This is a genomic window from Streptacidiphilus pinicola, assembly GCF_003258295.1.
GTDB lineage: Bacteria > Actinomycetota > Actinomycetes > Streptomycetales > Streptomycetaceae > Streptacidiphilus > Streptacidiphilus pinicola.
In genome coordinates this window covers 1-23,930 of record NZ_QKYN01000134.1, presented here as the reverse complement: position 1 = coordinate 23,930, position 23,930 = coordinate 1, and the positions used below count along the sequence as shown (strand labels likewise).

Genomic DNA, 23,930 nt, shown 5'->3' with positions numbered 1-23,930 from the left:
TCACCCTGCCCTACGCGGCGGCGCGCGGTGGTGACGGCCGCCGCGTAGGGCAGGGTGAGCTCGTCCAGGTCGGGCGTGGGGGTCTCGGCGTCGTCCGGCGAGCCGGGGCGGATCGCGAAGGCGGTCGCGGTCCGGCCGGCCGCGCGTCCTGGCTCGCCCTGCTGCGGCTCGGGGGTGGGGGGAACGGGCGCACCGGGCCGGATCCGGACCGGGCCGCCGCGCAGCGCGGTGCGCGCGGCGCTTCTCGCCGCGGTGCGGAGTCGGCCGCTCCCGGGGGTGTACTGCGTGGGTATCCGCCCGTGCGGCTGCTCGCCGCGTCTGGGGAGCGGCGTGCTCTGGGAGGCGTCCTGCCCCTCAGGATTCTTCGCAGACCCTGTCGTCATGCGCCGGAATCGTACTGGGTGCGAGTGTGAGCCCGGACAGTCCGGTCTGCGAACAACCGACCGGTCTGCGAAAAACCGGTTTGGTCCGCGCGTCGGCCGGGACCACAATCGCTGCCCATGGGACACGTCGAGATCTCTCACCTGGAGTACTACCTGCCGGACGGGCGGGTGCTGTTCGGCGACGCGTCCTTCCGGGTCGGCGAGGGCGCGGCCGTCGCGCTGGTCGGGGCGAACGGCGCCGGCAAGACGACGCTGCTGCGCCTGATCGCCGGGGACCTGAAACCGCACGGCGGCACGGTGACCGTCAGCGGCGGGCTGGGCGTGATGCGCCAGTTCGTCGGCACCACCGGTCGGGAGGCCAAGCAACAGGACGACGGCGCCGAGGCGCCGCTCGCGCCGGACGCCTCGGTCCGCGATCTGCTGGTCTCCGTGGCGCCCACCGAGGTCAAGACCGCCGCACGGGCGGTGGACGCGGCCGAGCTGGCGATGATGACGCAGGAGGACGAGGAGACCCAGCTCGCCTACGCGCAGGCGCTGGCGGACTGGGCGGACGCGGGCGGCTACGAGTACGAGACCGTCTGGGACGTCTGCACCATGGCCGCCCTGGGCACCCCGTACGAGCGTGCCCAGTGGCGGGCGCTCAACACCCTCTCGGGCGGCGAGCAGAAGCGCCTGGTGCTGGAGTCGCTGCTGCGCGGCCCGGACGAGGTACTGCTGCTGGACGAGCCGGACAACTACCTCGATGTGCCGGGCAAGCGGTGGCTGGAGGAGCAGCTGCGGGAGACCCGGAAGACGGTGCTCTTCATCTCGCACGACCGGGAGCTGCTGAACAACGCCGCCAAGAAGATCGTCAGCGTGGAGACGGGCGTCGACGGCAGTGAGATCTGGGTGCACGGCGCCGGCTTCGCGACCTACCACGAGGCTCGCGAGGAGCGCTTCGCCCGCTTCGAGGAGCTGCGGCGCCGCTGGGACGAGAAGCACGCCCAGCTGAAGAAGCTGGTGGTGGAGCTCCGCGAGTTCGCGAAGCGGTCGCCCGACATGGCCTCGCGCTACTCGGCCATGCAGACCCGGCTCAGGAAGTTCGAGGAGGCCGGCCCGCCGCCGGAGCCGCCGCGCAAGCAGGCGGTCACGATGCGGCTGAAGGGCGGGCGCACCGGGGTGCGGGCGTTCACCTTCGAGCAACTGGAGCTGACCGGGCTGATGAAGCCGTTCGACCTGGAGGTCTACTACGGCGAGCGGGTCGCGGTGCTGGGCTCCAACGGTTCGGGCAAGTCGCACTTCCTGCGGCTGGTCGCCGGCGAGCCGGTCGCGCACGCGGGGGCGTGGAAGCTCGGCGCCCGCGTCGTCCCCGGCCACTTCGCGCAGACCCACGCCCACCCCGAGCTGCACGGCCGCACCGCGCGGGAGATCCTCGAGTCCGAGCACGCGCTGGACCGCAAGGCGGCGATGAGCGTGCTGCGCCGCTATGAGCTGCACCACCAGGAGGCGGTCCGCTTCGAGAACCTCTCCGGCGGCCAGCAGGCGCGGTTGATGATCCTGCGTCTGGAGCTGTCGGGCACGACGGCGCTGCTGCTGGACGAGCCGACGGACAACCTGGACCTGGAGAGCGCCGAGGCGCTGCAGGAGGGCCTGGAGGCCTTCGACGGCACCGTGCTGGCCGTCACACACGACCGCTGGTTCGCCCGTTCCTTCGACCGTTTCCTGGTGTTCGGCGCGGACGGCCGGGTCTACGAGGCCCCCGAGCCGGTCTGGGACGAGGGTCGGGTGGCACGGGAACGGTGAACGGGGACGTAGACTGGTGCACAGCTTGTGGATAACCAGCGTGGTGCGTGGGCGGCGTTTTGACCCGCCCGGCGCCGTGCCGGTATTCTGCGAGTTCGTTGTGCGTATTGGCTCGCTCTATCTCACGTGAGAGGTCGGTACGCCGGTCCGCCAGGCCGATGAGCGGCGGCACTGAACACCCGATTGCGTCCGGGTCCGGTGCAGAGGCTGCTCCGATCGTCCCGGTGGTCCTGTCAGGCACACACTCACTGAAAAGCGAAGGCTACGACCGTGCGTACGTACAGCCCCAAGCCCGGCGACGTCCAGCGTCAGTGGCTCGTCATCGACGCCCAGGACGTCGTCCTGGGTCGTCTGGCCTCCCAGGCCGCCTCTCTCCTCCGGGGCAAGCACAAGCCGGTGTACGCGCCGCACGTTGACATGGGTGACTTCGTCATCATCGTCAACGCGGACAAGGTGCACCTGTCCGGCAACAAGAAGACCCAGAAGATGGCCTACCGCCACTCTGGCTACCCGGGTGGTCTGCGGTCCGTCCGCTACGACGAGCTGCTGGACAAGAACCCCGAGAAGGCCGTCGAGAAGGCCATCAAGGGCATGCTGCCGAAGAACTCCCTGGGTCGTCAGATGCTCTCGAAGCTGAAGGTGTACTCGGGCGACCAGCACCCCCACGCTGCCCAGCAGCCGGTGCCGTTCGAGATCACCCAGGTCGCTCAGTAAGACCGGCCACCAAGAATCTGACGAGAAGAACTGAGGACAACCGTGGCCGAGACCACTGCTGAGCTCCCCCTCGAGGTCGAGGAGACCTTCGAGGTCGAGGAGACCGAGTACACCAGCGAGTCCCTTCCCTCCCGCTTCGGCGAGGCCCTGCCGGGCGCCGGCCTGGGTCGCCGCAAGGAGGCGATCGCCCGCGTGCGCATCGTCCCCGGCACCGGCCAGTGGAAGATCAACGGTCGCACCCTGGAGGAGTACTTCCCCAACAAGGTGCACCAGCAGACCGTGAACGAGCCCTTCAAGATCCTGGAGCTCGACGGTCGCTACGACGTCGTCGCCCGGATCAACGGTGGCGGCATCTCCGGCCAGGCCTACGCCCTGCGTCTCGGTGTCGCCCGCGCCCTGAACGAGGCCGACGTCGACGCCAACCGCCCGGCCCTGAAGAAGGCCGGCTTCCTGACGCGTGACCCGCGTGCGGTCGAGCGCAAGAAGGCCGGTCTCAAGAAGGCCCGCAAGGCGCCGCAGTACAGCAAGCGCTAGTCGCACCCGCTCCGCCGCATGGGGGAGCTGGTTTTCGCCACGCCCTGGGAGCACCCTGTGTTCCCAGGGCGTGGTTCGTTCATACCCGGCGTTACGCGTTACCCGGAAGGTTTTGCAGTGGGACGACTCTTTGGTACCGACGGCGTTCGCGGCCTGGCGAACGTGGACCTGACGGCGGAGATGGCGCTGGGCCTCTCGGTCGCCGCCGCGCACGTGCTCGGGGATCTGGGCGCGTTCGAGGGCCATCGCCCGGTGGCCGTGGTCGGTCGGGACCCGAGGGCCTCCGGCGAGTTCCTGGAGGCGGCGGTCGTCGCCGGGCTCGCCAGCTCCGGCGTCGACGTGCTGCGCCTGGGCGTGCTGCCGACCCCGGCCGTCGCCTACCTGACCGAGGCCCTGGGTGTGGACTTCGGCGTGATGCTGTCCGCCAGCCACAACCCGATGCCGGACAACGGCATCAAGTTCCTGGCCAAGGGCGGCTACAAGCTCGACGACGCGATCGAGGACGCCATCGAGGCGCACTACGAGCGCTTCGGCGGCGAGGAGTGGTCCCGTCCTACCGGCGCCGCCGTGGGTCGCGTCCGCGACCACGAGGCCGGTCTCGACCAGTACGTCCAGCACCTGCTCGGTGTGCTGCCGAACCGCCTGGACGGCCTGAAGGTCGTCATCGACGCCGCGCACGGCGCCGCCTCGGTGGTCTCCCCGCAGGCGTTCCGCGCGGCCGGCGCGGAGATCCTGGCCGTCATCGGCGCCGAGCCGGACGGCCTCAACATCAACGACGGCGTCGGCTCGACCCACCTCGGCCCGCTGCGCGCGGCCGTCCTCGAGCACGGCGCCGACCTCGGCATCGCCCACGACGGCGACGCCGACCGCTGCCTCGCGGTGGACCGCGAGGGCAACGAGATCGACGGCGACCAGATCCTCGCGGTGCTGGCGCTCGGCCTGCGCGAGGCGGGCGCGCTGACCAAGGACACGGTCGTCGCGACCGTCATGTCCAACCTGGGCTTCAAGCTGGCGCTGGAGCGCGAGGGCATCGACCTGGTGCAGACCTCGGTCGGCGACCGCTACGTGCTGGAGTCCATGAAGGAGCACGGCTTCACGCTCGGCGGCGAGCAGTCCGGCCACGTGATCCTGCTCGAGCACGCCACCACCGGCGACGGCACCCTGACCGGCCTGATGCTGGCGGCCCGCGTCGCCGCGACCGGCAAGCCGCTGGCCGAGCTGGCGGGCGTGATGACGCGCCTGCCGCAGGTCATGATCAACGTCAAGGGCGTGGACAAGTCCCGTGCCTCCCGGGACGAGGAGCTGCTCGCGGCGGTCGCCGCGGCCGAGACGGAACTGGGCGGCACCGGTCGTGTCCTCCTCCGTCCCTCCGGCACCGAGCCGCTCGTTAGGGTCATGGTGGAGGCCGCCAACCACGAGCAGGCGCAGAGCGTCTGCGAGCGGCTGGCGGAGGTTGTCAGGCAGCGGCTCAGCTAGGCGAGGGAAGTACCGAAGTGACGCTTCGTGAGGAATACGCAGGGCTCCGGGCGAAGGGGCTGAAGCTGGATCTGACGCGGGGCAAGCCCTCGCCGGAGCAGCTGAACCTGTCGAACCGGATGCTGGAGCTGCCTGGGGAGGGCGACTACCTCGCCGCCGACGGGTCGGACACCCGCAACTACGGCGGGGCGACCGGGCTGCCGGAGCTGGCCGCGCTGTTCGCGCCGCTGCTCGGCATCCCGCAGGGCCAGCTGCTGCCGCTCGGCAACGCGAGCCTGCAGATCATGCACGACGTCATCGCCAACGCCCTGCTGTCGCCGGTGCCCGGCGCCGCGCGCCGGTGGGTGGACGAGGACGAGGTCGTCTTCCTGTGCCCGGTGCCGGGCTACGACCGGCACTTCGGGGTGTGCGAGCGGTTCGGCATCAAGATGCTCCCGGTCGCGCTCACCGGCGAGGGCCCGGACATGGACGAGGTCGAGGCGCTGGTCGCCGCCGACGCGCGGATCAAGGGCATCTGGTGCGTCCCGGCGTACAGCAACCCTTCCGGCGAGACCTACAGCGCGGAGACCGTGCGCCGCCTCGCGGCGATGACGACCGCCGCGCCCGACTTCCGGATCTTCTGGGACAACGCCTACGCGATCCACGACCTGACCGAGGAGCGCGCCGAGTTGGCGAACATCCTCGAGGCCTGCGCGCAGGCCGGGAACCCGGACCGGGTCTTCGTCTTCGCCTCCACCTCGAAGATCACGCTGGCCGGCGCGGGCGTCGCCTTCTTCGGCTCCTCGGCGGCCAACGTCGCGTGGCTGAAGGGGCTGATGGCCAAGCAGACCATCGGCCCGGACAAGGTCAACCAGCTGCGGCACGTGCGCTTCTTCGGCGACACCGAGGGCGTGCTGGCGCACATGGCCAAGCACCGGGCGCTGCTGGCGCCGCGCTTCGAGACGGTCGAGCACGTGCTGGAGCGCGAGCTCGGCGGGCGCGGCATCGCGCGCTGGAGCCGGCCCGCGGGCGGGTACTTCGTCAGCCTGGAGGTGCCGGACGGCTGCGCCGCGGAGGTGGTGCGGCTGGCGAAGGAGGCCGGTGTCGCACTCACCCCGGCCGGTGCGGCGTTCCCGTACGGGCACGACCCGCGCGACCACCACATCCGGATCGCCCCGAGCTACCCGTCGCTGACGGAGCTGCGCGAGGCGATGGAGGCCGTGGCGCTGTGCGTGCGCCTCGCGGCCGAGGAAGCGAAGTCGCGCTAGCGGACGCGTGACAGGCGGGAGCGGGATCGGATAGCGTCCGCGGGCGTTGTCCGATCCAGCTCCGGGGGCCGTCATGCTTCTTCACTTCACCGCGCATCCGTTCTTGGCGTTGTACGCGCTGTTGCTGCTGGTCAGCGGCATCGGTTCGATCGTCATGAGCGTGACGAACCTGAGCGGGCAGAGCATCGGCTGGCGGATCTTCGGCGTGGTCGCCGGCCTCGCGTTCGCCGGCTACGGCGTCTACATGGGCTTCGTCTTCGACGGCGGCGAGTACATCATCTCGTTCAAGGCGATCATCCTGCCGTTCGCGCTGCTGGCGAGCCTGGTCGCGCGGATGCGCCGCGGCAAGCCGGCGGACGCGGCCGCGCCGGTGCAGGGTTTGTCGCAGCAGTCGGTCACGCCGTACTACGGGGTGCCGCCGGAGCAGGCCCCGTACGCGCAGCAGCCGTATGCGCCGCGGCCCGCCCCCTACGGTCAGGCGCAGCCGTACGGGCAGTTCCCGCAGTACCAGCCCGTCCAGCCGCCGGTGCCGCCCGCTCCGCAGGGGCCGCAGGGCTAGAGCTTGCGCAGGCTGACCCGCTGGACCTTGTGGTCCGGGCCCTTGCGCAGCACCAGGTCGGCGCGGCCGCGGGTCGGGGCGACGTTCTCGACGAGGTTGGGGCGGTTGATCGTGCGCCACAGGTGGCGGGCGTAGTCGAGCGCCTCGTTCTCCGGGACCTCCGCATAGCGGCGGAAGTAGGACTCCGGGTTCTGGAACGCGGTCTGACGCAGCTTGCGGAACCGCTGCAGGTACCAGGCCTCGATGTCGTCCGGTCGGGCGTCGACGTAGATGGAGAAGTCGAAGAAGTCCGCCACCGCGACGCGAGTGCGCCCGTCCTGCCCCGGCAGGGCGGGCTGCAGCACGTTCAGGCCCTCGACGATGAGGATGTCGGGGCGGTGCACCGTCAGCCGCTCGTCCTCGACGATGTCGTAGACCAGGTGCGAGTAGACCGGCGCGGTGACCTCGTCCTTGCCCGACTTCACGTCGGCGACGAAGCGGGTCAGCGCGCGGCGGTCGTAGGACTCGGGGAAGCCCTTGCGGGCCATCAGGCCGCGGCGGCGCAGCTCGGCGTTGGGGAGCAGGAAGCCGTCCGTGGTGACCAGCTCGACGCGCGGGTGCTCGGGCCAGCGGGCCAGCATGGCCTGCAGCAGACGGGCCGTCGTGGACTTGCCGACGGCCACGGAGCCGGCCACGCCGATGACGAACGGCGTGCCGGACTGGGTGTGGGTGTGCTCGTTGCTGTCCAGGAAGTCGTTCAGCGCGCCCCGCAGCGCGCCGGTGGCCGTCACGTACAGGTTCAGCAGCCGTGACAGCGGCAGGTAGACGTCCTGGACCTCCTGCAGGTCGATGACGTCGCCGAGGCCTCGCAGCCGCTCCAGCTCGGCGGCGGTCAGCGGGAGTGGGGTGCGCTCGTGGAGCGCGCTCCACTCCGCGCGGGCGAGGTCGACGAAGGGGGACGCGTCAGCGCGGCGGTGGGCTTCCAGCGTTGGGGGCACCGTCCTATTGTCTGCCGAGTGCGGCGGGGTCCGCGCCGAGAGATATGCCACAGCGTCGGCTGACGTTCACTTCAGGACGTTGTCGAGGAAGGCGTTGAGCTTGGTGTTCAGCCGCTCGATCTGCTCCTCCTGGGTGAGCGACTCCTCGAAACGCGCGCCCGGTTCGGCCTGCTTGAGGCCCCGGACGTAGAGCGGGCAGGCGAGGTCCGTGCACATGTAGAGGCCGACCGAGTTGCCCTCCCGGCCCGCCTTGCCCGCGCGTCGCGCGGTCAGCAGCGAGACGCCGCTGCGCGGGTGGGTGGTCAGGCAGAGCGAGCAGAGGCTGCGCTGCAGGAAGCCGCGCTGCGGCGGCGGGAAGCGCAGCGCGATGCCCACGAGCGAGCCGTCCGGCCGCTCGGCCACCAGCGCGCAGCGGTCGGGCGCGCCCGGGTCGCGCCAGCCGAGGAAGTCGAGGTCGGCGAAGGGGCGCTCGTCCAGGTCGCGGGGGACGTGGAGGCGCGCGGCCTCGCCCTTGGTGCAGTTGACGAAGGAGCCGCGGATCTGTGGTTCGGTGAGCTGCTGCATGATCTCGACGGTAGAGTTTCCTAGGAGTCCTAGGCAAACGAATAACTGCTTTAGCTGGAGCTGGAGGGTGCTTCCTTGGCACGCATGGGCCTGACCGCGGACCGGGTCGCCCGCGAGGCGGCGGATCTGGCCGACGAGGTCGGCTTCGACAAGCTCTCCGTCGCGGCCCTCGCCCGCCGCGTGGGCGTCGCGGACGCCAGCCTGTACGCGCACGTCCGCAACCTCGCCGAGCTGCGCGAACGGGTCGCGGCGCTGGCCGCGGGCGAGCTCGCCGACGCCCTCGGCGAGGCGGTCGCCGGCCGCGCCGGCCGCGAGGCGCTGGTCGCTTTCGCGAACGCGTACCGGGACTTCGCCCACGGCCGGCCCGGCCGCTACGCCGCGACCCAGCTTCCGGTCGACTCCGAGGGCGGCCACCGCGTCGTCGCCGCCTGCGCGGCGCTGCTGCGCGGCTACGCGCTGGACGAGACGGCCCGCATCGACGCCATCCGGCTCCTGTGCAGCATGCTGCACGGCTGGGTCACCCTCGAGGCGGCGGAACGCTTCCGCCTCGACCGCCCGATGGACGCCTCCTGGCGGGTGGCACTGGACCTCTTGGACGGTGCGCTGATCGCACTCACCCAGGGGCGCGCCCCTGACGGGGCTGATGTCCGCTGACACGGGTCCGTTGATCGCATCAGCCTCATGTCAGCGCTGTCCTCCACCGTGGTCCCGACGACATGGAAGGAGACCGCGATGGAGTTCGCGATCCGGGCAGAGGGCCTGGTCAAGACGTTCGGGACGACGCGCGCGCTGGACGGGGTGGATCTCGTCGCCCGCACCGGGACCGTGCTGGGCGTGCTGGGGCCGAACGGGGCGGGGAAGACCACCGCCGTGCGGATCCTGGCGACGCTGCTGCGTCCCGACGGTGGGCGCGCGCAGGTCGGCGGGTTGGACGTGGTCCGGGACGCCGGCGCGGTGCGCGCCGCGATCGGGCTGACGGGGCAGTACGCCGCCGTCGACGAGATGCTGACCGGCACCGAGAACCTGGTCATGATCGGCCGCCTGCTCGGCCTGCCGCGGCCCGCGGCGAAGGCCAGGGCCGCCGAGCTGCTGGCCGGGTTCTCGCTGACCGACGCCGGCGGCCGGGCCGCCGGGACCTACTCCGGCGGCATGCGCCGCCGCCTCGACCTGGCCGCCTCGCTGGTGGGACGGCCCGGCGTGCTGTTCCTCGACGAGCCGACGACCGGCCTCGACCCGCACAGCCGCGGCGAGCTGTGGGACGTCGTGCGCGGCCTGGTCGCCGACGGAGTCACCGTGCTGCTGACGACGCAGTACCTGGAGGAGGCCGACCAGCTCGCCGACGAGATCGCCGTGATCGACCACGGCCGCGTCATCGCGGGCGGTACGCCGGACCAGCTCAAGGCGCAGGTCGGCGGGCAGACGCTGGAGCTGCGTCCGGCGCGGCCCGCCGAGCTGCCGCAGGTGCGGGCGGTCCTCGCGGCCGTGTCCGGGCGGGAGCCCGAGCTCTCGCCGACCGGGCTGCTCAGCGTCCCGGCGCGGGACGACTCCGTGATGCCGGCCGTGGTGGCCCGGCTGACCGACGCCGGGCTCGTCGCCGGCGAGCTGGCGCTGCGCGGCAGCAGCCTCGACGAGGTGTTCCTGACCCTGACCGGCCACCGCGAGCCGGCGACCGACGAGCCGAACGACACGATGAAGGTGGGGGTCTGACCCATGGCCACAGTGACACTCCGCGCCCAGGCGCCCGCCCGACGCGTCGGCCTGCTCGCGGGCCTCGAACACACGGCGACCCTCGCCTGGCGCAATCTGGTCCAGATCAAGCACAACCCGATGGAGCTGATGGACCTGTCCATCCAGCCCGTCATGTTCCTGCTGCTGTTCACGTACGTCTTCGGCGGGCAGATGTCCGGGTCGACGCACGCCTACCTGCAGTTCGCGCTCGCCGGGATCATCGTCCAGAACGGGCTGTTCGCGACCCTCAACACCGCGGTCGGGCTCAACAACGACATCCAGAAGGGCGTCTTCGACCGGCTGCGCAGCCTGCCGATCGCCCGGTCCGCGCCGCTGGCCGGACGGGTCGCGGCGGATCTGCTCAAGCAGGTCTGGTCGATGGCGCTGATGCTGGGCCTCGGCCTGGCGCTGGGCTTCCGGCCCGGTGCCGGCGTCCTCGGGGTGCTGGGTGCGACGCTGCTGATGGTGGTGTTCGCCCTGGCGATGTCCTGGCTGTCGGTGCTGATCGGCATGCTGGCGTCCAGCCCGGAGAAGGTGCAGATGATGGCCTTCGTGGTGATGTTCCCGCTGACCTTCTCCTCCAGCGCCTTCGTCTCCCCGGCCACCATGCCGGGCTGGATGCAGGCGTGGGTGAAGGTCAACCCGGTCACCGCCCTGGTGGACGCGATGCGCGCGCTGCTGAACGGCGGCCCGCTGGCGGCGTCGTTGACGCACAGTCTGCTGTGGGCGGCGGCGCTGGCCGCGGTCTTCTTCCCGCTGGCGCTCAGGGCGTACCAGGGGCGGGCCTGAGCGCGAGCGGCACGACGTCGCCGAGACCGAGCAGGTCGAGCAGCTCGATGCGCGGGGCCGAATGGCCCCGCGCATAGGCCTGCTCGAAGCGCTCCGCGCCGAGGGCGGCGCGGGCGGCCGCGCCGTTCGCGGTCACCTCGGGGGAGGAGCGGTCCGGCACGCCGCGCTGGCCGTGGGCCGAGCCGAGCAGGAAGGCGGCGCGCTCCGGGTCGTCCTGACGCAGCGCCAGATCGGCGAAGCCCTGCAGCGCCGCCGCCACGATCGGTCCGTCGTAGGACTCGGCGGCCGAGCGCAGCGCCTGGGCGTGCGCGTCGGCGGCCTCCTCGATGCGGCCGCAGCGGGCCAGGGTCAGCCCGAACTCGGTCAGCAACAGCGACTTCATCTGCGGCAGCCCGTTCAGCCGCAGGTGGAGCAGGCCGAGTGCCTCCTCCAGCAGCGGCAGCCCGCGTTCCGGGGCGTCGGTGCGCCGGTAGGCGCTGGCCAGCGCGCTGTGCGCGACCAGCAGCGGCGACCACGCGCCGCTGCTGCGCACCGTCGCGACCAACTGCTCCAGCTCCGCGACGGCCTCGGGGTCGTCCGCGTGGGCGTAGCGGGCGGCGATCATGCGGGCCCGGTAGTCGGGGGCGTCGGCGTTGACGCCCATCCGCTGCTCGAAGTCGATGGCTTGCTCCCACAGCGCGAGGGCCGCGTTGACGTCGCCGCGCCACAGCGCGTAGTCGGCCAGCCCCGAGCAGCAGAACGAGCGGCCCCACAGGTCGCCCACCTGGCGGAACTCCTCGGCGGCGGCCCGCAGCGCCTCCTCGGCCTCCGCGGCGCGGCCGTCGTTCTGCAGCGCGAAGCCGAAGAAGAGCCGTCCGGCGGCGCGCACCCACGGGTGCGGCACCTCGAAGAGGGAGCGGGCGAGGTCGGTGACGCCCCAGTCCTGCTGCTCGAAGAGCGCGGTCATGATGTCGAGCAGCGGCAGCAGCGGGTGCGCCGCCGGGTCCGGCAGGGCGTCGCGCAGTGTCGTGGCGCGGCGCAGCAGGTGCAGGGTGGCGCTCGGCAGCCAGTCGGTGTCGAGGGCGTACAGGGCGGTGATGCCCGAGGCGACGGCGCGCGGCAGCGCCGGCACGTCCGCGGCGGGCAGCTCCAGCGCCTGCGCGACCAGCGGCAGGTTCTCACCCTGCTCGCCGCGCCGCCACAGGTACCAGCCGAGCCCGGCGACCAGCCGGTTCGCGGTGTCCGCGTCGCCCTGCTCGACGGACCAGCGCAGCGCCGCGATCAGGTCGTCGTGGACGCTGGTGAAGGCCGCGAGGGCGGCGACCTGCCCCGGCCCGTAGAGCTCCGGCTCCTCGCGCTCGGCGAGCGCGAGGTGGTGGGCCGCGTGAGCGTCGCGGGTGGCCGCGGTGGCGCCCTCCTCGTCGAGGCGCTCGGCGGCGTAGACGCGGATGGTCTCCAGCAGCCGGAAGCGGCCGGCATCGGTGCGGACCACGAGGGACTTGTCGACCAGCGAGGCGAGCACGTCGAAGACCTGGTCCTCGGTCAGGTCGCGGGTGGCGCAGATCCGTTCCAGGGCGTCCAGGTCGGCCGGGCCGGAGAAGACCGAGAGCCGTGCGAGCAGTGCCCGTTCGGGCGCCTCCAGCAGGTCCCAGCTCCAGTCGACGACGGCGCGCAGGGTGCGGTGACGCGGGAGTGCGTCGCGGCTGCCGCCGGTCAGCAGCCGGAACCGCTGGGCCAGGCGGTCGGCGATGCCCTGCGGGTCCAGCGACCGCATCCGCGCGGCCGCGAGCTCGATCGCGAGCGGCTGGCCGTCGAGCGCGCGGCAGACGGTCACCACCGTGGCGAGCTCGGGGTCCGTCGGTGCCCAGCCGGGCCGCACGGCGGCGGCCCGGTCGAGGAAGAGCCGGACGGCCGGATAGTCGTCGACGGCCCGGTCGCCCGCGACCGAGCTCGCCGGCAGGTCCAGCGGCGGCACGGGCCGCAGCTGCTCGCCGGTGATGGCCAGTGGTTCCCGGCTGGTGGCGAGGATCCGAAGCTGGGGGCAGGCGGCCAGCAGCCGCGCGGACAGCGCGGCGGCCGCGTCGATCAGGTGCTCGCAGTTGTCGAGGATCAGCAGCAGCTCGGTGGTGCCGATGGCGTTGATCAGGCGCTCGGTGACGTCCGCCGGGTTGCCGCCCGGAAGCGCCCGGGTCGGCGTGACCTCGCGCCGGTGCAGCGTCGCCGCGACCGCGCCGGGCAGGTCCGCGGCGTCCTTGACGGGCGCGAGCTCGACCAGCCGCAGCGGGGTGGGGTGGCTGCGCGCGGACTCGACCGCCAGCCGGGTCTTGCCCGCGCCGCCGGGACCGATCAGGGTGACCAGCCGTGCGGTCGTCAGGTCGGCCCGGACAGCGGCGACTTCGCCGTCGCGGCCGAGGAAGCTGGTGAGTGCGGCGGGCAGCGCGTGCGCGCCCGGCGTCGGGGCGGTGGTCGGTGTCGGCGCCGGTGCGGCCAGGACGGCCAGGTGGGCGTCGCGCAGCAGCGGGGACGGGTCGGCGCCCAGCTCCTCGGCCAGCACGGTGCGGGCCCGCTCGAACTCGGCGAGCGCCTCCGCGTCCCGTCCGGCCTGGTGCAGCGCGCGCAGCAGCTGGGCGCGGGGGCGTTCACGCAGCGGGTCGGCGGCCACGGCCGCGCGCAGCGCGGGGATGTGCGGCTCGCCGCGCCCGGCGTCGAGGTCGGCGTCGACGGCCTCGTCCTCGGCCGACTGCCGCAGCGACAACAGCCGCAGGACCTCCTCCGGATGGCCGGGCAGATCGGGTTCCCCGCGCCAGAGGGCCAGCGCCCGGCGGTGCTCGCCGGCCCGCAGCAGCCGGGAGAACTGGGCCAGGTCCGTGTCGAGGGTCAGCCGGTACCCGGCCGGGGTGAGCTCGACCGCGTCCCGGCCGAGCGCGGCCCGCAGCCGTGAGGCGAGCGCCTGCACCGCGTTCCCCGGGTTGGCCGGCGGCTCGTCCGGCCACAGCGTCTCCGTCAGCGCGCCGACGGAGACGGGCCTGCCCTCGGCCACGGCGAGGGCGACGAGCAGGGTACGGAGTCGCCCGCCCTTCAGCTCGGCGGCCGCGCCGTCCGGGCCGTCGAGGGACAGAGGTCCGAGAAGTCGAATCCGCACGGGACCAATTGTGCCGGGCCGGCGCCCCCATCAACCGATCGGTTGATGCCGGGCATCAACCGAAAGGCTCGCCGGAGTATCCCGACGGTCGATCCGCGGCCCGGCCCGCGCGCGGGAACGTAGGGGTGTACCTGGGAACGGACGAGGGGAGCGGACGTCGTGGCGGTCATCGAGGTGGAGCGGCTGCACAAGCGCTACGGGGACGAGGTCGCCGTGCACGACGTCTCGTTCGAGGTCGAGCGGGGGGAGATCTTCGGGGTCCTCGGGCCGAACGGCGCCGGGAAGACCACGACGGTCGAGTGCCTCTCCGGGCTCCGCAGGCGCGACGGGGGACGCGTCTCGGTGCTCGGCCTGGATCCGGTCACCGAGCGCGACGCGCTGCGGCAGGTCCTGGGTGTACAGCTCCAGCACAGCGCGCTGCCCGAACGGTTGAGGGTGCGTGAGGCGCTGGAGCTGTACGCCTCGTTCTACCGGCGGCCGGCCGACATCGACGGGCTGCTGACCAGGCTCGGCCTGACGGAGAAGGCCGGCGCCGCCTACAAGAGGCTCTCCGGCGGCCAGCAGCAGCGCCTGGCCATCGCGCTGGCGATGGTCGGCAGCCCGCAGGTGGTGGTGCTGGACGAGCTGACGACGGGTCTGGACCCGCACGCGCGCCGTGCCACCTGGGAGCTGGTCGAGCAGGTCCGCGACGCCGGGGTCACCGTGCTGCTGGTCACGCACTTCATGGAGGAGGCCGAGCGGCTCTGCGACCGGGTCGCGCTGATCGACGCGGGGCGGGTCGTCGCCGTCGACACCCCGGCGGGCCTGGCCGCCCGCGCCGGGCGCGAGCAGCGGATGCGGTTCCGCCCGTCCGAACCGCTGGCCGACGCCGAACTGCTGGCGCTGGCCGAGGTGACGCGGGTGCTGCACCACGGTCCGCAGCTCGAGGTCGTCGGCACCGGCAACCTCGTGCACGCGGTCACCTCGCTGCTGGCCCGGCGGCAGATCATCGCCGGCGACCTGCGCGTCGAGCAGGCCACCCTCGACGACGCCTTCGTCTCGCTCACCCACGCGACCACCTCTGGAGCCACGTCATGACCACGGCCACGCCCACCGCGCCCGTCCGGCCCACCGTCGGGATGACCCGGCGGGGCTTCACCCGGCTCACCCTCACCCAGGCCAAGCTGCTGTTCCGTGAGCCGGCCGCGCTGGTCTGGATGCTGGTGCCCGTCGTGCTGGTGCTGGTGCTGGGCAGCATCCCCGGCTTCCGCACCCCGCAGGCGGGGCTCGGCGGGCAGCGGGTGATCGACGTCTACGTGCCGACGTTCGCCTCGATGGTGCCGCTCTTCCTCGCGCTGACGGCGCTGCCGATGACCTTGGCGAGCTACCGCGAGAAGGATGTGCTGCGACGGCTCTCCGTCAGCCCCGTGCCGGCCTCCGGCGTGCTGGGCGCGCTGGTCACCGTGGTCGCGGCGCTGGCCCTGACCGGTGCCGGGCTGGTCGCGGCGGTCGGGGCGCTGGTCTTCCACGTCTCGGCCCCGGCCCACCTGCCGGCGGTGCTGGCCGGCTTCGCCCTGGGCGGTGCGGCGGTGCTGGCGCTGGGCCTGGTGGTGGCCGCGCGGGCCCGCACCGCGGCGGCCGCGAGCGGACTGGGGGTGCCGATGATGGTGCTGAACTTCTTCGCCAGCGGCCTGTACGTCCCGGTCGCCGAGCTACCGCACTCGGTGCAGCAGATCTGCGCGGCCATCCCCTTCGGCGCGGTCACCGCGATCTGGTCCGGTCAGGGCGTGCTCTGGCAGCACCTCCTGGTGCTGGCCGGCTGGACCGTAGCGGGCGGCCTGACGGCGGTGCGGCTGTTTCGTTGGGAATGACGCAGCGTTGGGAGTGACGCAGCGTTGGGAATGACGCAGCGGTGGGAGTGACGCAGCGTTGGGAGTGAGCGAGCCGTTGGGATGATGAGGGCCGTGACCGTGACTTCCGAGACCGCGACAGCGACCGACCCGGTGGACCAGGAGAGCGAGGACCGGCGGCTCCGGACCCTGCGCTGGACGCCCTACTTCGGCCTCCTGATCGCGGCCCCGCTCGCGCTGGCGGTCGGCCCGACGGACGGGCCGCGGGTGGAGCTGGTGCTCGGCCTCGCCTCGGCCGCCGCGCTGTGGCAGCGCCTGATGTTCGTCCGCGAGGCCGACCGGGAGCGGCAGCCGGTCAAGGCGATCGTCTTCTACGCCGGCCTGCTGGTCTGCATCGCGGCGCTGGTGACGGTCAGTCCGTTCTTCGGGTTCTACGGGTTCACCGGCTATCTCCAGATCGGCCTGCTGCCGCGGCGGCTCTGGCTGCCCGCCGTCACCGTCACCGCCGCGCTGATGGCGACCACCCAGATCGGCGGCGTGCAGAACATCCGCCAGGGGCTCATTCCGTACCTGGCGCTGTTCGTGGTCAACCTGGTGGTCGCCGGCACGCTCACCTACCAGAACCTGGCGGAGGACGAGCGCAGCCGCCACCGGGCCCGGCACATCGACGAACTGGCGGAGGCCAACCGACGGCTGCGCGAGGCGCTGGAGGAGAACGCGGGCCTGCACGCCCAGCTCGTCTCCCAGGCGCGGGAGGCGGGCGTGCTGGACGAGCGGCAGCGGATGGCCGGGGAGATCCACGACACCATCGCCCAGGGGCTGACCGGCATCGTCACCCAGCTGGAGGCCGCCGCGCACGCCGACCACGACCCGGAGCGCCGCGCCCGGCACCGCGACCTCGCCCACCGGATGGCCCGGGAGGCGCTGGCCGAGGCGCGCCGCTCGGTGCAGGCCCTGCGTCCCGGCCCGCTGGCCGAGGCGCAGCTGCCGGAGGCGGTCGGGGAGATGGCCGAGCGCTGGGCGCAGTCCTCCGGCGTCCCGGTGCGGGTGGAGGTGACCGGCAGCGCAGTGCCGCTGCTGCCCGCGGTGGAGGTGGTGCTGTTCCGGGTGGCGCAGGAGGGGCTCGCCAACGTCGCCAAGCACGCGGCCGCGAGCCGGGCCGGCGTCACCCTCTCCTACACCGACGAGGTGGTGCTGCTGGACGTCGTCGACGACGGCGTGGGTTTCCGGGTCGGCTCGGTCGGGGCGGAGAGCTACGGACTGACCGCGATGCGGCAGCGGCTGCGGCAGATCGGCGGCACGCTGGAGATCGAGAGCGCCCCTGGGGAGGGCACCGCGCTGAGCGCGCAGATACCGGTCATCGGGCCGGAGCCCGTGCTGTTGTCGGGAGACAATGACGCGTGACCATACGTCTGCTCATCGTCGACGACCATCCGATCGTGCGGGACGGACTGCGCGGCATCTTCGCCCAGGACCCGGACTTCGAGGTGGTCGGCGAGGCCGCGGACGGCGCCGAGGGTGTCGAGCGGGCGCTGGCGCTGGCCCCCGACGTGGTGCTGCTGGACCTGCGGATGCCCGGCATGGGCGGTGTCGAGGCGATCCGGCGGCTGCGCGAGCGCGCGCCCGAGGTCCGGGTGCTGGTGGTCACCACCTACGACAGCGACGCAGACGTGCTGCCGGCCGTCGAGGCGGGCGCGACGGGCTACCTGCTCAAGGACGCCCCGCGTGAGGAGCTGGTCAAGGCCGTGCGCGCGGCGCACCAGGGGCAGGCCGTGCTCGCGCCGACGGTCGCGCAGAAACTGCTCGGGGCCGTCCGCGCCCCGCAGCCGCAGCCGCCCGCTCTGCTGACGGACCGAGAACTGGAGATCCTGCGCCTGGTGGCGGCGGGCACCAGCAACAAGGAGGCCGCGAAGCGGCTCTTCATCAGCGAGGCGACCGTCAAGACGCACCTCCTGCACCTGTACGGCAAGCTCGGCGTCCGCGACCGGGCCGCCGCGGTGGCCGCCGGATACCAGCGCGGTCTGCTGAGCTGAGTGTGAGGGGCGCAGTGTGACCCTCGTCGCAGTTTCGGCCCACGACCGGAGGCGAGGGCTCCGCGGGTGGGCCTTAAGCTGGGGCGATGTGCGGAATCGTTGGTTACGTGGGCGAGCAGCCCGCCCTGGACGTCGTTCTGTCCGGGCTGCGGCGCCTGGAGTACCGGGGATACGACTCGGCCGGTGTGGCCGTGCAGACCCCCGAAGGCGACCTCGCGGTCGCGAAGAAGGCCGGCAAGCTCGCCAATCTTGAGGCGCTGCTGGCCGAGTCCCCCCTGGCCGCGGGCACGGTCGGGATAGGCCACACCCGTTGGGCCACCCACGGCGGTCCGACCGACGCCAACGCCCACCCCCATGTGGGCGGCGCGGGCCGGGTCGCGGTCGTGCACAACGGGATCATCGAGAACTTCGCCCGGCTGCGCGAGGAGCTGACCGAGCACGGCCAGGTCCTGCTCTCCGAGACGGACACCGAGGTCGTCGCGCACCTGCTGGCCGAGGCCGTCGACGCGCAGCGGGCAGGCGGCGCGGAGCTGGACCTCGCCGAGGCCATGCGGGCGGTCTGCCGTCAGCTGGAGGGCGCGTTCACCCTGGTCGCCGAGCACGCCGACGCCCCCGGCGTCGTCGTCGCCGCGCGCCGCAACTCGCCGCTGGTCGTCGGCGTCGGCCAGGGCGAGAACTTCCTCGCCTCCGACGTGGCCGCCTTCATCGAGCACACCCGCGAGGCCATCGAGCTGGGCCAGGACCAGGTCGTCGAGCTGCGTCGCGACGGCGTGACGATCACCGACTTCCACGGCAAGCCGGGCGACTTCCGCGAGTACCACGTGGACTGGGACGCCTCGGCCGCCGAGAAGGACGGCTACGACTACTTCATGCTCAAGGAGATCGCCGAGCAGCCGAAGGCCGTCGCCGACACCCTCCTCGGCCGCATCGGCACCGATGGCCGGCTCACCCTCGACGAGCTGCGCATCGACGACCAGGTGCTGCGCGAGATCGACAAGGTCGTGATCGTCGCCTGCGGCACCGCGTTCCACGCGGGCATGATCGCCAAGTACGCGATCGAGCACTGGACCCGCATCCCCTGCGAGGTCGAGGTCGCCTCGGAGTTCCGCTACCGCGACCCGATCCTGGACGCGCAGACGCTGGTCATCGCCATCTCCCAGTCCGGCGAGACCATGGACACCCTGATGGCGCTGCGTCACGCGCGCGAGCAGGGCGCCAAGGTGCTGGCGATCTGCAACACCAACGGCTCGACGATTCCGCGCGAGTCCGACGCCGTGCTCTACACGCACGCCGGCCCCGAGGTCGCGGTCGCCTCCACCAAGGCGTTCCTGACCCAGCTGGTCGCCTGCTACCTGGTCGCCCTCTACCTCGGCCAGGTCCGCGGCACCAAGTGGGGCGACGAGATCTTCGAGATCATCCACCAGCTCGCCGACGCCCCGCGTCAGGTCGAGCAGGTGCTGGAGACCATGGAGCCGGTCCGCGAGCTGGCCCGCTCCCTGGCCGACGCCAAGTCGGTCCTCTTCCTCGGCCGCCACGTGGGCTTCCCGGTGGCGCTGGAGGGCGCGCTCAAGCTGAAGGAGCTCGCCTACATGCACGCCGAGGGCTTCGCGGCGGGCGAGCTGAAGCACGGTCCGATCGCGCTGATCGAGGAGGGCCTGCCGGTCGTCGTGGTCGTCCCGTCGCCCCGCGGCCGCTCGGTGCTGCACGACAAGATCGTCTCCAACATCCAGGAGATCCGCGCCCGTGGCGCGAAGACCCTGGTCATCGCGGAGGAGGGCGACGAGGCGGTCGTGCCGTACGCCGACCACCTGGTCCGCATCCCGCAGACGCCGACGCTGCTGCAGCCGCTGGTCGCGACCGTTCCGCTGCAGGTCTTCGCCTGCGAGCTGGCCACGGCCAAGGGCCACGAGGTGGACCAGCCGCGCAACCTGGCCAAGTCGGTGACGGTCGAGTAGACCGTCCCCCGCCTGACAGAGTGGGGTCCGGACGCAGCACGCGTCCGGACCCCTTCGTCGTTCTTTGGGAGCAGTCGAATGATCATCGGAGTCGGCATCGACGTCGCGGAGATCAGCCGCTTCGAGGAGTCGCTGCGCCGCACCCCGGCGATGGCCGACCGCCTCTTCACCGCGCACGAGCTGCTGCTGCCCAGCGGCCAGCGCCGCGGCATCGCCTCGCTGGCGGCGCGCTTCGCCGCGAAGGAGGCCGTGGCCAAGGCCCTCGGCGCGCCCGGCAACCTGGAATGGACCGACGCCGAGGTGCGCACCGAGTCCACCGGCCGCCCCGTGCTCAACATCCGCGGCACGGTCGCGGAGTGCGCGGCGCGACTGGGTGTGAAGTCGTGGCATCTCTCGCTCAGCCACGACGCGGGCGTAGCGTCGGCCGTGGTGATCGCCGAGGGGTGAGGAGCGCGCAGCGATGCGTCGAGCACATGCGGTCGAGTGGGTCCGGGCGGCCGAGGGCGAGCTGATGGCCCGTCTGCCGGAGGGCACGCTGATGCAGCGGGCGGCGGCGGGCCTTGCCGCGACCTGCGCGGAGCTGCTGCGGGACGGAGCGCCGGGCCGCGTCTACGGGAGCCGGGTGCTGGTGCTGGCCGGCAGCGGCGACAACGGCGGCGACGCGCTCTTCGCGGGCGCCCGCCTGGCCCGTCGCGGCGCGCGGGTCAGTGCGGCGCTGCTCGCGCCGGAGCGCGTGCACGCGGGCGGGCTCGCCGCGCTGCGCGCGGCCGGCGGCCGGGTCACCGAGGACCCGGCGGAGGCCGAGCGCGCGGACCTGGTCCTCGACGGCATCGTCGGCATCGGCGGTCGCGGCCCGCTGCGGGACGCGGCGCTGCCGTGGGTGCACGCGGCCGGGCAGGGCGCGGCGACGGTGGTCGCGGTGGACCTCCCCAGCGGCGTGGACCCGGACACCGGCGCCGTCCCCGGCGCAGCGGTCCGCGCGGACGTGACGGTCACCTTCGGCACCCACAAGCCGGGTCTGCTGATCGACCCGGGCGCGTCGTACGCGGGCGTGGTGCGGCTGGTCGACATCGGCCTGGCGGAGGTCCGGGGGACGGGCTCCGCGCCCTCCGACCCGCGCCGCGCGCGGGGAGGTCGCGCTCTCGGCACGGAGCCGCTTGCCCCGCTGTTCGACGGGCACGTCGTCGAGGCCCTGCAGCAGGAGGACGTCGCGGCGCTGCTGCCCGAGCCCGACGCCGAGAGCGACAAGTACCGGCGCGGCGTCGTCGGCATCGCCGCCGGGTCGGCGCGCTACCCCGGGGCGGCGGTGCTCGCGGTCGGGGCCGCGCTGCACGGTGGGGTCGGCGCGGTGCGGTACGCGGGCGCCGCGGCGCGGGAGGTGGTGCGGGCCCACCCCGAGGCGCTGGTCGGCGAGGGCGGTCCGAAGGACGCGGGACGGGTGCAGGCGTGGGTGGTCGGCCCCGGTCTCTCCCAGGACGCCGAGGCCGAGCGCGCCGTCACGGAGGCGCTCGACGCGGACGTCCCGGTGCTGGTCGACGCGGACGGACTGCGCCTGCTGGCCCGGCGCGGCTCCGCTCCCGCGAACGCCCTGCTCACCCCGCACGCGGGGGAGGCGGTCGCGCTGCTGGCCGGGATCGGGGTGACCGCGACGCGCGACCAGGTGGAGGCCGAGCGCCTGCGCCACGCCCGCGCGTTGGCGCGCGGCTACCGCTGCACGGTGCTGCTCAAGGGCAGCACCACCGTCGTCACCGGGCCCACCGGACCGGCCCGCGTCAACGCGACCGGCACCGCGCAGCTGGCCACCGCCGGCAGCGGTGACGTCCTGTCGGGCCTCGCCGGTGCGCTGCTCGCCGCCGGACTGAGCCCCGTGGACGCGGGCTCCGTCGCCGCCTACCTCCACGGCCTCGCCGGCCGCCTCTCCTCCGACGGTGCGCCCACCACCGCCACGGCGATCACCGCCGCCCTCCCGGAGGCCTGGCGACGCTCGCGCTAGCGGTCACTCGATTGGTGCAACCAATCGCCCTTCCGGACGGTCTTCACAGCAGGAGGCCGGTTACGGGTACCGCCGAAGGCGGGAAAGTGGGGGCGAATTGAAGCGTTTGAAGGCGCGCTTTGCGGCTGTCGCGCTGGCGACGGCCGGACTGCTCGGTGGGGTGGGCGCCGTGGGGGCGGGTCAGGCAGACGCGGCAACCAGGGCGACCTGGTCCCCGACGCACTGTCTGACGAACGTGGGCCGGGTGGCCTGCGTGGATCTGACGCATCAGCGGATGTGGATCCAGGACGGCAAGAAGATCATCTTCGGCCCGGTCAAGGTGCGCACCGGCCGCCGCGGGTACGCCACCCGTGACGGGCTGTTCCACATCTACTGGCGCGACCTGCACCATGTCTCGAACCTGTACCACGTGTCGATGCCGTACTCGCAGTTCTTCTCCGGGGGACAGGCGCTGCACGCGGTCGGCATCCCGATGTCGACGCCGCCCGGCTCGCACGGCTGCGTCAACATGACCATGCACGACGCCGCCGTCGCTTGGAACCTGCTGCGGACCGGCGACGCCGTCGACGTCTACGGCCGCAAGCCCGGCACCTGAGCCCGGCGCGGCCGGCGGCGGCCCGTACCGAACCTTTGCGCGACGCGCACACTGTGGCGCCCGTCACCTTTGGACGGGCGCCCTCGTGCTTCTGGGAGACTGTCACCCGATGGACACTGCACTGCGAGCCGAAGCCCTGATCGACCTGGCGGCGCTGCGTGGCAACCTCGCCGCGCTGCGCGAGCGCATCCGGCGCACGGGGTCGGCCGAGATCATGTCCGTGGTCAAGGCGGACGCCTACGGCCACGGCGCGGTGCCGTGCGCCCGCGCGGCCCTGGCCGCGGGCGTCCGGTGGCTCGGCACCGCCACGCCGGAGGAGGCGCTCGCGCTGCGCGCGGCCGGGATCGGGCCCGAGCAGGCCCGCGTGCTGTGCTGGCTGTGGACGCCCGGCAGCCCCTGGCGTGACGCGGTCGCGCAGGACCTCGACATCGCCGTCAGCGGGCTGTGGGCGCTGACCCACGTGCTCGACGCGGTGCGCGCCGTCGGCCGCCCGGCGCGGGTGCAGCTCAAGGCCGACACCGGCCTGGGCCGCAACGGCGCCCAGCCCGCCGACTGGCCCGAGCTCGTCGCCGCCGCGCGCGCCGCCGAGGCGGAGGGGCTGATCTCCGTCACCGGCGTCTGGTCCCACTTCGCCTGCGCGGACGAGCCCGGCCACCCCTCCATCGCCGCCCAGCTGGAGGTCTTCCGCGAGGCGCTCGCCGTCGCCGAGGCGGCCGGCCTGCGCCCGGAGGTGCGGCACATCGCGAACTCCCCGGCCACGCTGACCCTGCCGGAGTCGCACTTCGACCTGGTCCGGGTGGGCCTGGCCCAGTACGGTCTCTCGCCGGTGCCGGAGGCGGGTTCCCCCGCCGACTTCGGCCTGCGGCCGGTGATGACGCTGCAGGCCCGGATCGCGCAGGTCAAGCGCGTCCCGCAGGGCCACGGCGTCTCCTACGGGCACACCTACACCACCCCGGGCGAGACCACGCTCGCCCTCGTGCCGGTCGGCTACGCCGACGGCGTCCCGCGCCACGCCAGCTCGTCCGGGCCGGTCTGGCTGGCCGACAAGTGGCGCACCGTCGCCGGACGCGTCGCCATGGACCAGTTCATCGTGGATCTCGGCGGCGACTCCGCCGAGGTCGGCGACCTGGCCGTGCTTTTCGGCACCGGCGACCACGGCGAGCCCACCGCGGAGGACTGGGCACGCGCGGCAGGCACCATCTCCTACGAGATCGTCACCCGGATCAGCGCGCGGGTGCCGCGCAGGTACGTGGGCGGGCTCGACTGATGGCCGCCGACGAGGGCGGCCCCGGGCTGGCCTCGGGCGCGGGCGAGGTGGTCCGTCAGGTCCGCGACGTGGCGGGCTCCGTCGTCGGCGACGTCGCCGCGGGGCGCTGGCGCCGGGCCGGCATCGTCGGTGTCTCCCTCGGCGTGGTCGCGGCGGGCGCCGCCGCGGGCGTGGCCATAGAACGTCTCTCCGTCGGTCGCGAGATGCGCCGCCGCGCCGAGGCCGAACTCGACGCGGCGGCCGCCTTCGGCTCCCTGCGCGGCACCCCGTTCCGCCTGCCCGCCCCGGACGGCACCGAGCTCTACGCCGAACTCGACGGCACCGGCTGGGCCGGCACCGAGGCCACGGTCGCCCGCGAGGCCGCCGGCCCAGCCGGTGCCGTCG

At 73.2% G+C, this 23,930-nt stretch carries 20 protein-coding genes and 3 pseudogenes; 19 read left to right on the top strand and 4 right to left on the bottom strand.

All coding sequences use genetic code 11. The features are described from left to right. Positions 1-383 (bottom strand): annotated as a pseudogene (locus tag DN069_RS30615) (hypothetical protein); the annotation flags it as partial. 117 nt (positions 384-500) lie between these two features. Here DN069_RS30615 and DN069_RS30610 point away from each other — a divergent pair. From DN069_RS30610 to DN069_RS30585, 6 genes are all read left to right on the top strand, one after another. Beyond that, positions 501-2,165 carry an ABC-F family ATP-binding cassette domain-containing protein gene (locus DN069_RS30610; protein ID WP_111506488.1) on the top strand — a complete coding sequence of 555 codons (1,665 nt, stop codon included), beginning with the start codon at positions 501-503 and terminating at the stop codon, positions 2,163-2,165. A 270-nt stretch (positions 2,166-2,435) separates the two neighbouring features. Then, positions 2,436-2,879, top strand: a complete 444-nt coding sequence (gene rplM, locus DN069_RS30605) for a 50S ribosomal protein L13 (protein ID WP_111506487.1) — start codon at positions 2,436-2,438, stop codon at positions 2,877-2,879. A 42-nt stretch (positions 2,880-2,921) separates the two neighbouring features. Beyond that, the gene (gene rpsI, locus DN069_RS30600) at positions 2,922-3,413 is read left to right on the top strand and encodes a 30S ribosomal protein S9 (RefSeq protein ID WP_111506486.1); all 492 of its coding nucleotides are present in this window, start codon (positions 2,922-2,924) and stop codon (positions 3,411-3,413) included. A 117-nt stretch (positions 3,414-3,530) separates the two neighbouring features. Continuing rightward, entirely contained in the window at positions 3,531-4,889 is a 1,359-nt protein-coding gene (gene glmM / locus DN069_RS30595) for a phosphoglucosamine mutase (protein WP_111506485.1), read from the top strand. A 17-nt stretch (positions 4,890-4,906) separates the two neighbouring features. Next, on the top strand, positions 4,907-6,136 hold the full coding sequence (locus DN069_RS30590) for an aspartate aminotransferase type Ic (RefSeq protein WP_207892326.1): 1,230 nt from the start codon (positions 4,907-4,909) through the stop codon (positions 6,134-6,136). A gap of 73 nt (positions 6,137-6,209) precedes the next feature. Beyond that, positions 6,210-6,695 (top strand): hypothetical protein, encoded by a 486-nt coding sequence (locus DN069_RS30585; protein WP_111506483.1) that lies wholly within the window; start codon positions 6,210-6,212, stop codon positions 6,693-6,695. Here DN069_RS30585 and coaA read toward each other — a convergent pair. Both coaA and DN069_RS30575 read right to left on the bottom strand, forming a co-directional pair. Continuing rightward, the gene (gene coaA, locus DN069_RS30580; RefSeq protein ID WP_111506482.1) at positions 6,692-7,672 is read right to left on the bottom strand and encodes a type I pantothenate kinase; all 981 of its coding nucleotides are present in this window, start codon (positions 7,670-7,672) and stop codon (positions 6,692-6,694) included. The genes DN069_RS30585 and coaA overlap by 4 nt on opposite strands. A gap of 66 nt (positions 7,673-7,738) precedes the next feature. Then, positions 7,739-8,236 carry an FBP domain-containing protein gene (locus DN069_RS30575; protein ID WP_111506481.1) on the bottom strand — a complete coding sequence of 166 codons (498 nt, stop codon included), beginning with the start codon at positions 8,234-8,236 and terminating at the stop codon, positions 7,739-7,741. A gap of 84 nt (positions 8,237-8,320) precedes the next feature. Here DN069_RS30575 and DN069_RS30570 point away from each other — a divergent pair, with 84 nt between their 5' ends. The 3 genes from DN069_RS30570 (at position 8,321) to DN069_RS30560 (ending at position 10,753) form a co-directional block, all read left to right on the top strand. Beyond that, positions 8,321-8,890, top strand: coding sequence for a TetR/AcrR family transcriptional regulator (locus DN069_RS30570; protein ID WP_341538514.1), 570 nt, complete (start codon positions 8,321-8,323; stop codon positions 8,888-8,890). Positions 8,891-8,968: 78 nt separating this feature from the next. Beyond that, on the top strand, positions 8,969-9,943 hold the full coding sequence (locus DN069_RS30565; protein WP_111506479.1) for an ATP-binding cassette domain-containing protein: 975 nt from the start codon (positions 8,969-8,971) through the stop codon (positions 9,941-9,943). A 3-nt stretch (positions 9,944-9,946) separates the two neighbouring features. Further along, a complete protein-coding gene (locus tag DN069_RS30560; protein WP_111506478.1) occupies positions 9,947-10,753 on the top strand; it encodes an ABC transporter permease in 807 nt (268 codons plus the stop codon). On the opposite strand, the gene DN069_RS30555 is transcribed toward DN069_RS30560, so the two are convergent. Then, on the bottom strand, positions 10,728-13,874 hold the full coding sequence (locus DN069_RS30555; protein ID WP_111506477.1) for an ATP-binding protein: 3,147 nt from the start codon (positions 13,872-13,874) through the stop codon (positions 10,728-10,730). The genes DN069_RS30560 and DN069_RS30555 overlap by 26 nt on opposite strands. A 159-nt stretch (positions 13,875-14,033) precedes the next feature. On the opposite strand from DN069_RS30555, the gene DN069_RS30550 reads away from it, so the two are divergent. The 10 genes and pseudogenes from DN069_RS30550 to DN069_RS41070 all read left to right on the top strand — a co-directional run. Continuing rightward, positions 14,034-14,951, top strand: a complete 918-nt coding sequence (locus DN069_RS30550) for an ABC transporter ATP-binding protein (RefSeq protein WP_111506476.1) — start codon at positions 14,034-14,036, stop codon at positions 14,949-14,951. Then, on the top strand, positions 14,948-15,724 hold the full coding sequence (locus DN069_RS30545) for an ABC transporter permease (RefSeq protein WP_111506475.1): 777 nt from the start codon (positions 14,948-14,950) through the stop codon (positions 15,722-15,724). Before DN069_RS30550 ends, DN069_RS30545 begins: the two co-directional genes overlap by 4 nt. Before the next feature lie 93 nt (positions 15,725-15,817). After that, on the top strand, positions 15,818-17,107 hold the full coding sequence (locus DN069_RS30540; protein ID WP_243639949.1) for a sensor histidine kinase: 1,290 nt from the start codon (positions 15,818-15,820) through the stop codon (positions 17,105-17,107). Next, positions 17,104-17,736, top strand: a complete 633-nt coding sequence (locus tag DN069_RS30535; RefSeq protein WP_111506474.1) for a response regulator — start codon at positions 17,104-17,106, stop codon at positions 17,734-17,736. The genes DN069_RS30540 and DN069_RS30535 overlap by 4 nt, the downstream gene beginning before the upstream one ends. Before the next feature lie 86 nt (positions 17,737-17,822). After that, positions 17,823-19,691, top strand: coding sequence for a glutamine--fructose-6-phosphate transaminase (isomerizing) (gene glmS, locus DN069_RS30530; RefSeq protein ID WP_111506473.1), 1,869 nt, complete (start codon positions 17,823-17,825; stop codon positions 19,689-19,691). A gap of 78 nt (positions 19,692-19,769) precedes the next feature. Further along, positions 19,770-20,138, top strand: a complete 369-nt coding sequence (locus tag DN069_RS30525; protein WP_111506472.1) for a holo-ACP synthase — start codon at positions 19,770-19,772, stop codon at positions 20,136-20,138. Positions 20,139-20,151: 13 nt separating this feature from the next. Then, positions 20,152-21,684 (top strand): NAD(P)H-hydrate dehydratase, encoded by a 1,533-nt coding sequence (locus DN069_RS30520; protein ID WP_111506471.1) that lies wholly within the window; start codon positions 20,152-20,154, stop codon positions 21,682-21,684. Between the two features lie 223 nt (positions 21,685-21,907). Continuing rightward, positions 21,908-22,279 (top strand): annotated as a pseudogene (locus DN069_RS30515) (L,D-transpeptidase); the annotation flags it as partial. Between the two features lie 109 nt (positions 22,280-22,388). After that, positions 22,389-23,546 carry an alanine racemase gene (alr, locus tag DN069_RS30510; RefSeq protein ID WP_111506470.1) on the top strand — a complete coding sequence of 386 codons (1,158 nt, stop codon included), beginning with the start codon at positions 22,389-22,391 and terminating at the stop codon, positions 23,544-23,546. Then, positions 23,546-23,930 (top strand): annotated as a pseudogene (locus DN069_RS41070) (hypothetical protein); the annotation flags it as partial. The gene alr and the pseudogene DN069_RS41070, both read left to right, overlap by 1 nt.

What these genes read in the sequence shown, in the direction of transcription:
- DN069_RS30565 (WP_111506479.1), top strand. Translation starts at nt 8,969, where the DNA reads ATGGAGTTCGCGATCCGGGCAGAGGGCCTGGTCAAGACGTTCGGGACG.
- DN069_RS30560 (WP_111506478.1), top strand. Translation starts at nt 9,947, where the DNA reads ATGGCCACAGTGACACTCCGCGCCCAGGCGCCCGCCCGACGCGTCGGC.
- DN069_RS30520 (WP_111506471.1), top strand. Translation starts at nt 20,152, where the DNA reads ATGCGTCGAGCACATGCGGTCGAGTGGGTCCGGGCGGCCGAGGGCGAG.
- alr (WP_111506470.1), top strand. Translation starts at nt 22,389, where the DNA reads ATGGACACTGCACTGCGAGCCGAAGCCCTGATCGACCTGGCGGCGCTG.
- DN069_RS30570 (WP_341538514.1), top strand. Translation starts at nt 8,321, where the DNA reads ATGGGCCTGACCGCGGACCGGGTCGCCCGCGAGGCGGCGGATCTGGCC.
- DN069_RS30585 (WP_111506483.1), top strand. Translation starts at nt 6,210, where the DNA reads ATGCTTCTTCACTTCACCGCGCATCCGTTCTTGGCGTTGTACGCGCTG.
- glmS (WP_111506473.1), top strand. Translation starts at nt 17,823, where the DNA reads ATGTGCGGAATCGTTGGTTACGTGGGCGAGCAGCCCGCCCTGGACGTC.
- DN069_RS30575 (WP_111506481.1), bottom strand. Translation starts at nt 8,236, where the DNA reads ATGCAGCAGCTCACCGAACCACAGATCCGCGGCTCCTTCGTCAACTGC.
- DN069_RS30610 (WP_111506488.1), top strand. Translation starts at nt 501, where the DNA reads ATGGGACACGTCGAGATCTCTCACCTGGAGTACTACCTGCCGGACGGG.
- DN069_RS30545 (WP_111506475.1), top strand. Translation starts at nt 14,948, where the DNA reads ATGACCACGGCCACGCCCACCGCGCCCGTCCGGCCCACCGTCGGGATG.
- DN069_RS30525 (WP_111506472.1), top strand. Translation starts at nt 19,770, where the DNA reads ATGATCATCGGAGTCGGCATCGACGTCGCGGAGATCAGCCGCTTCGAG.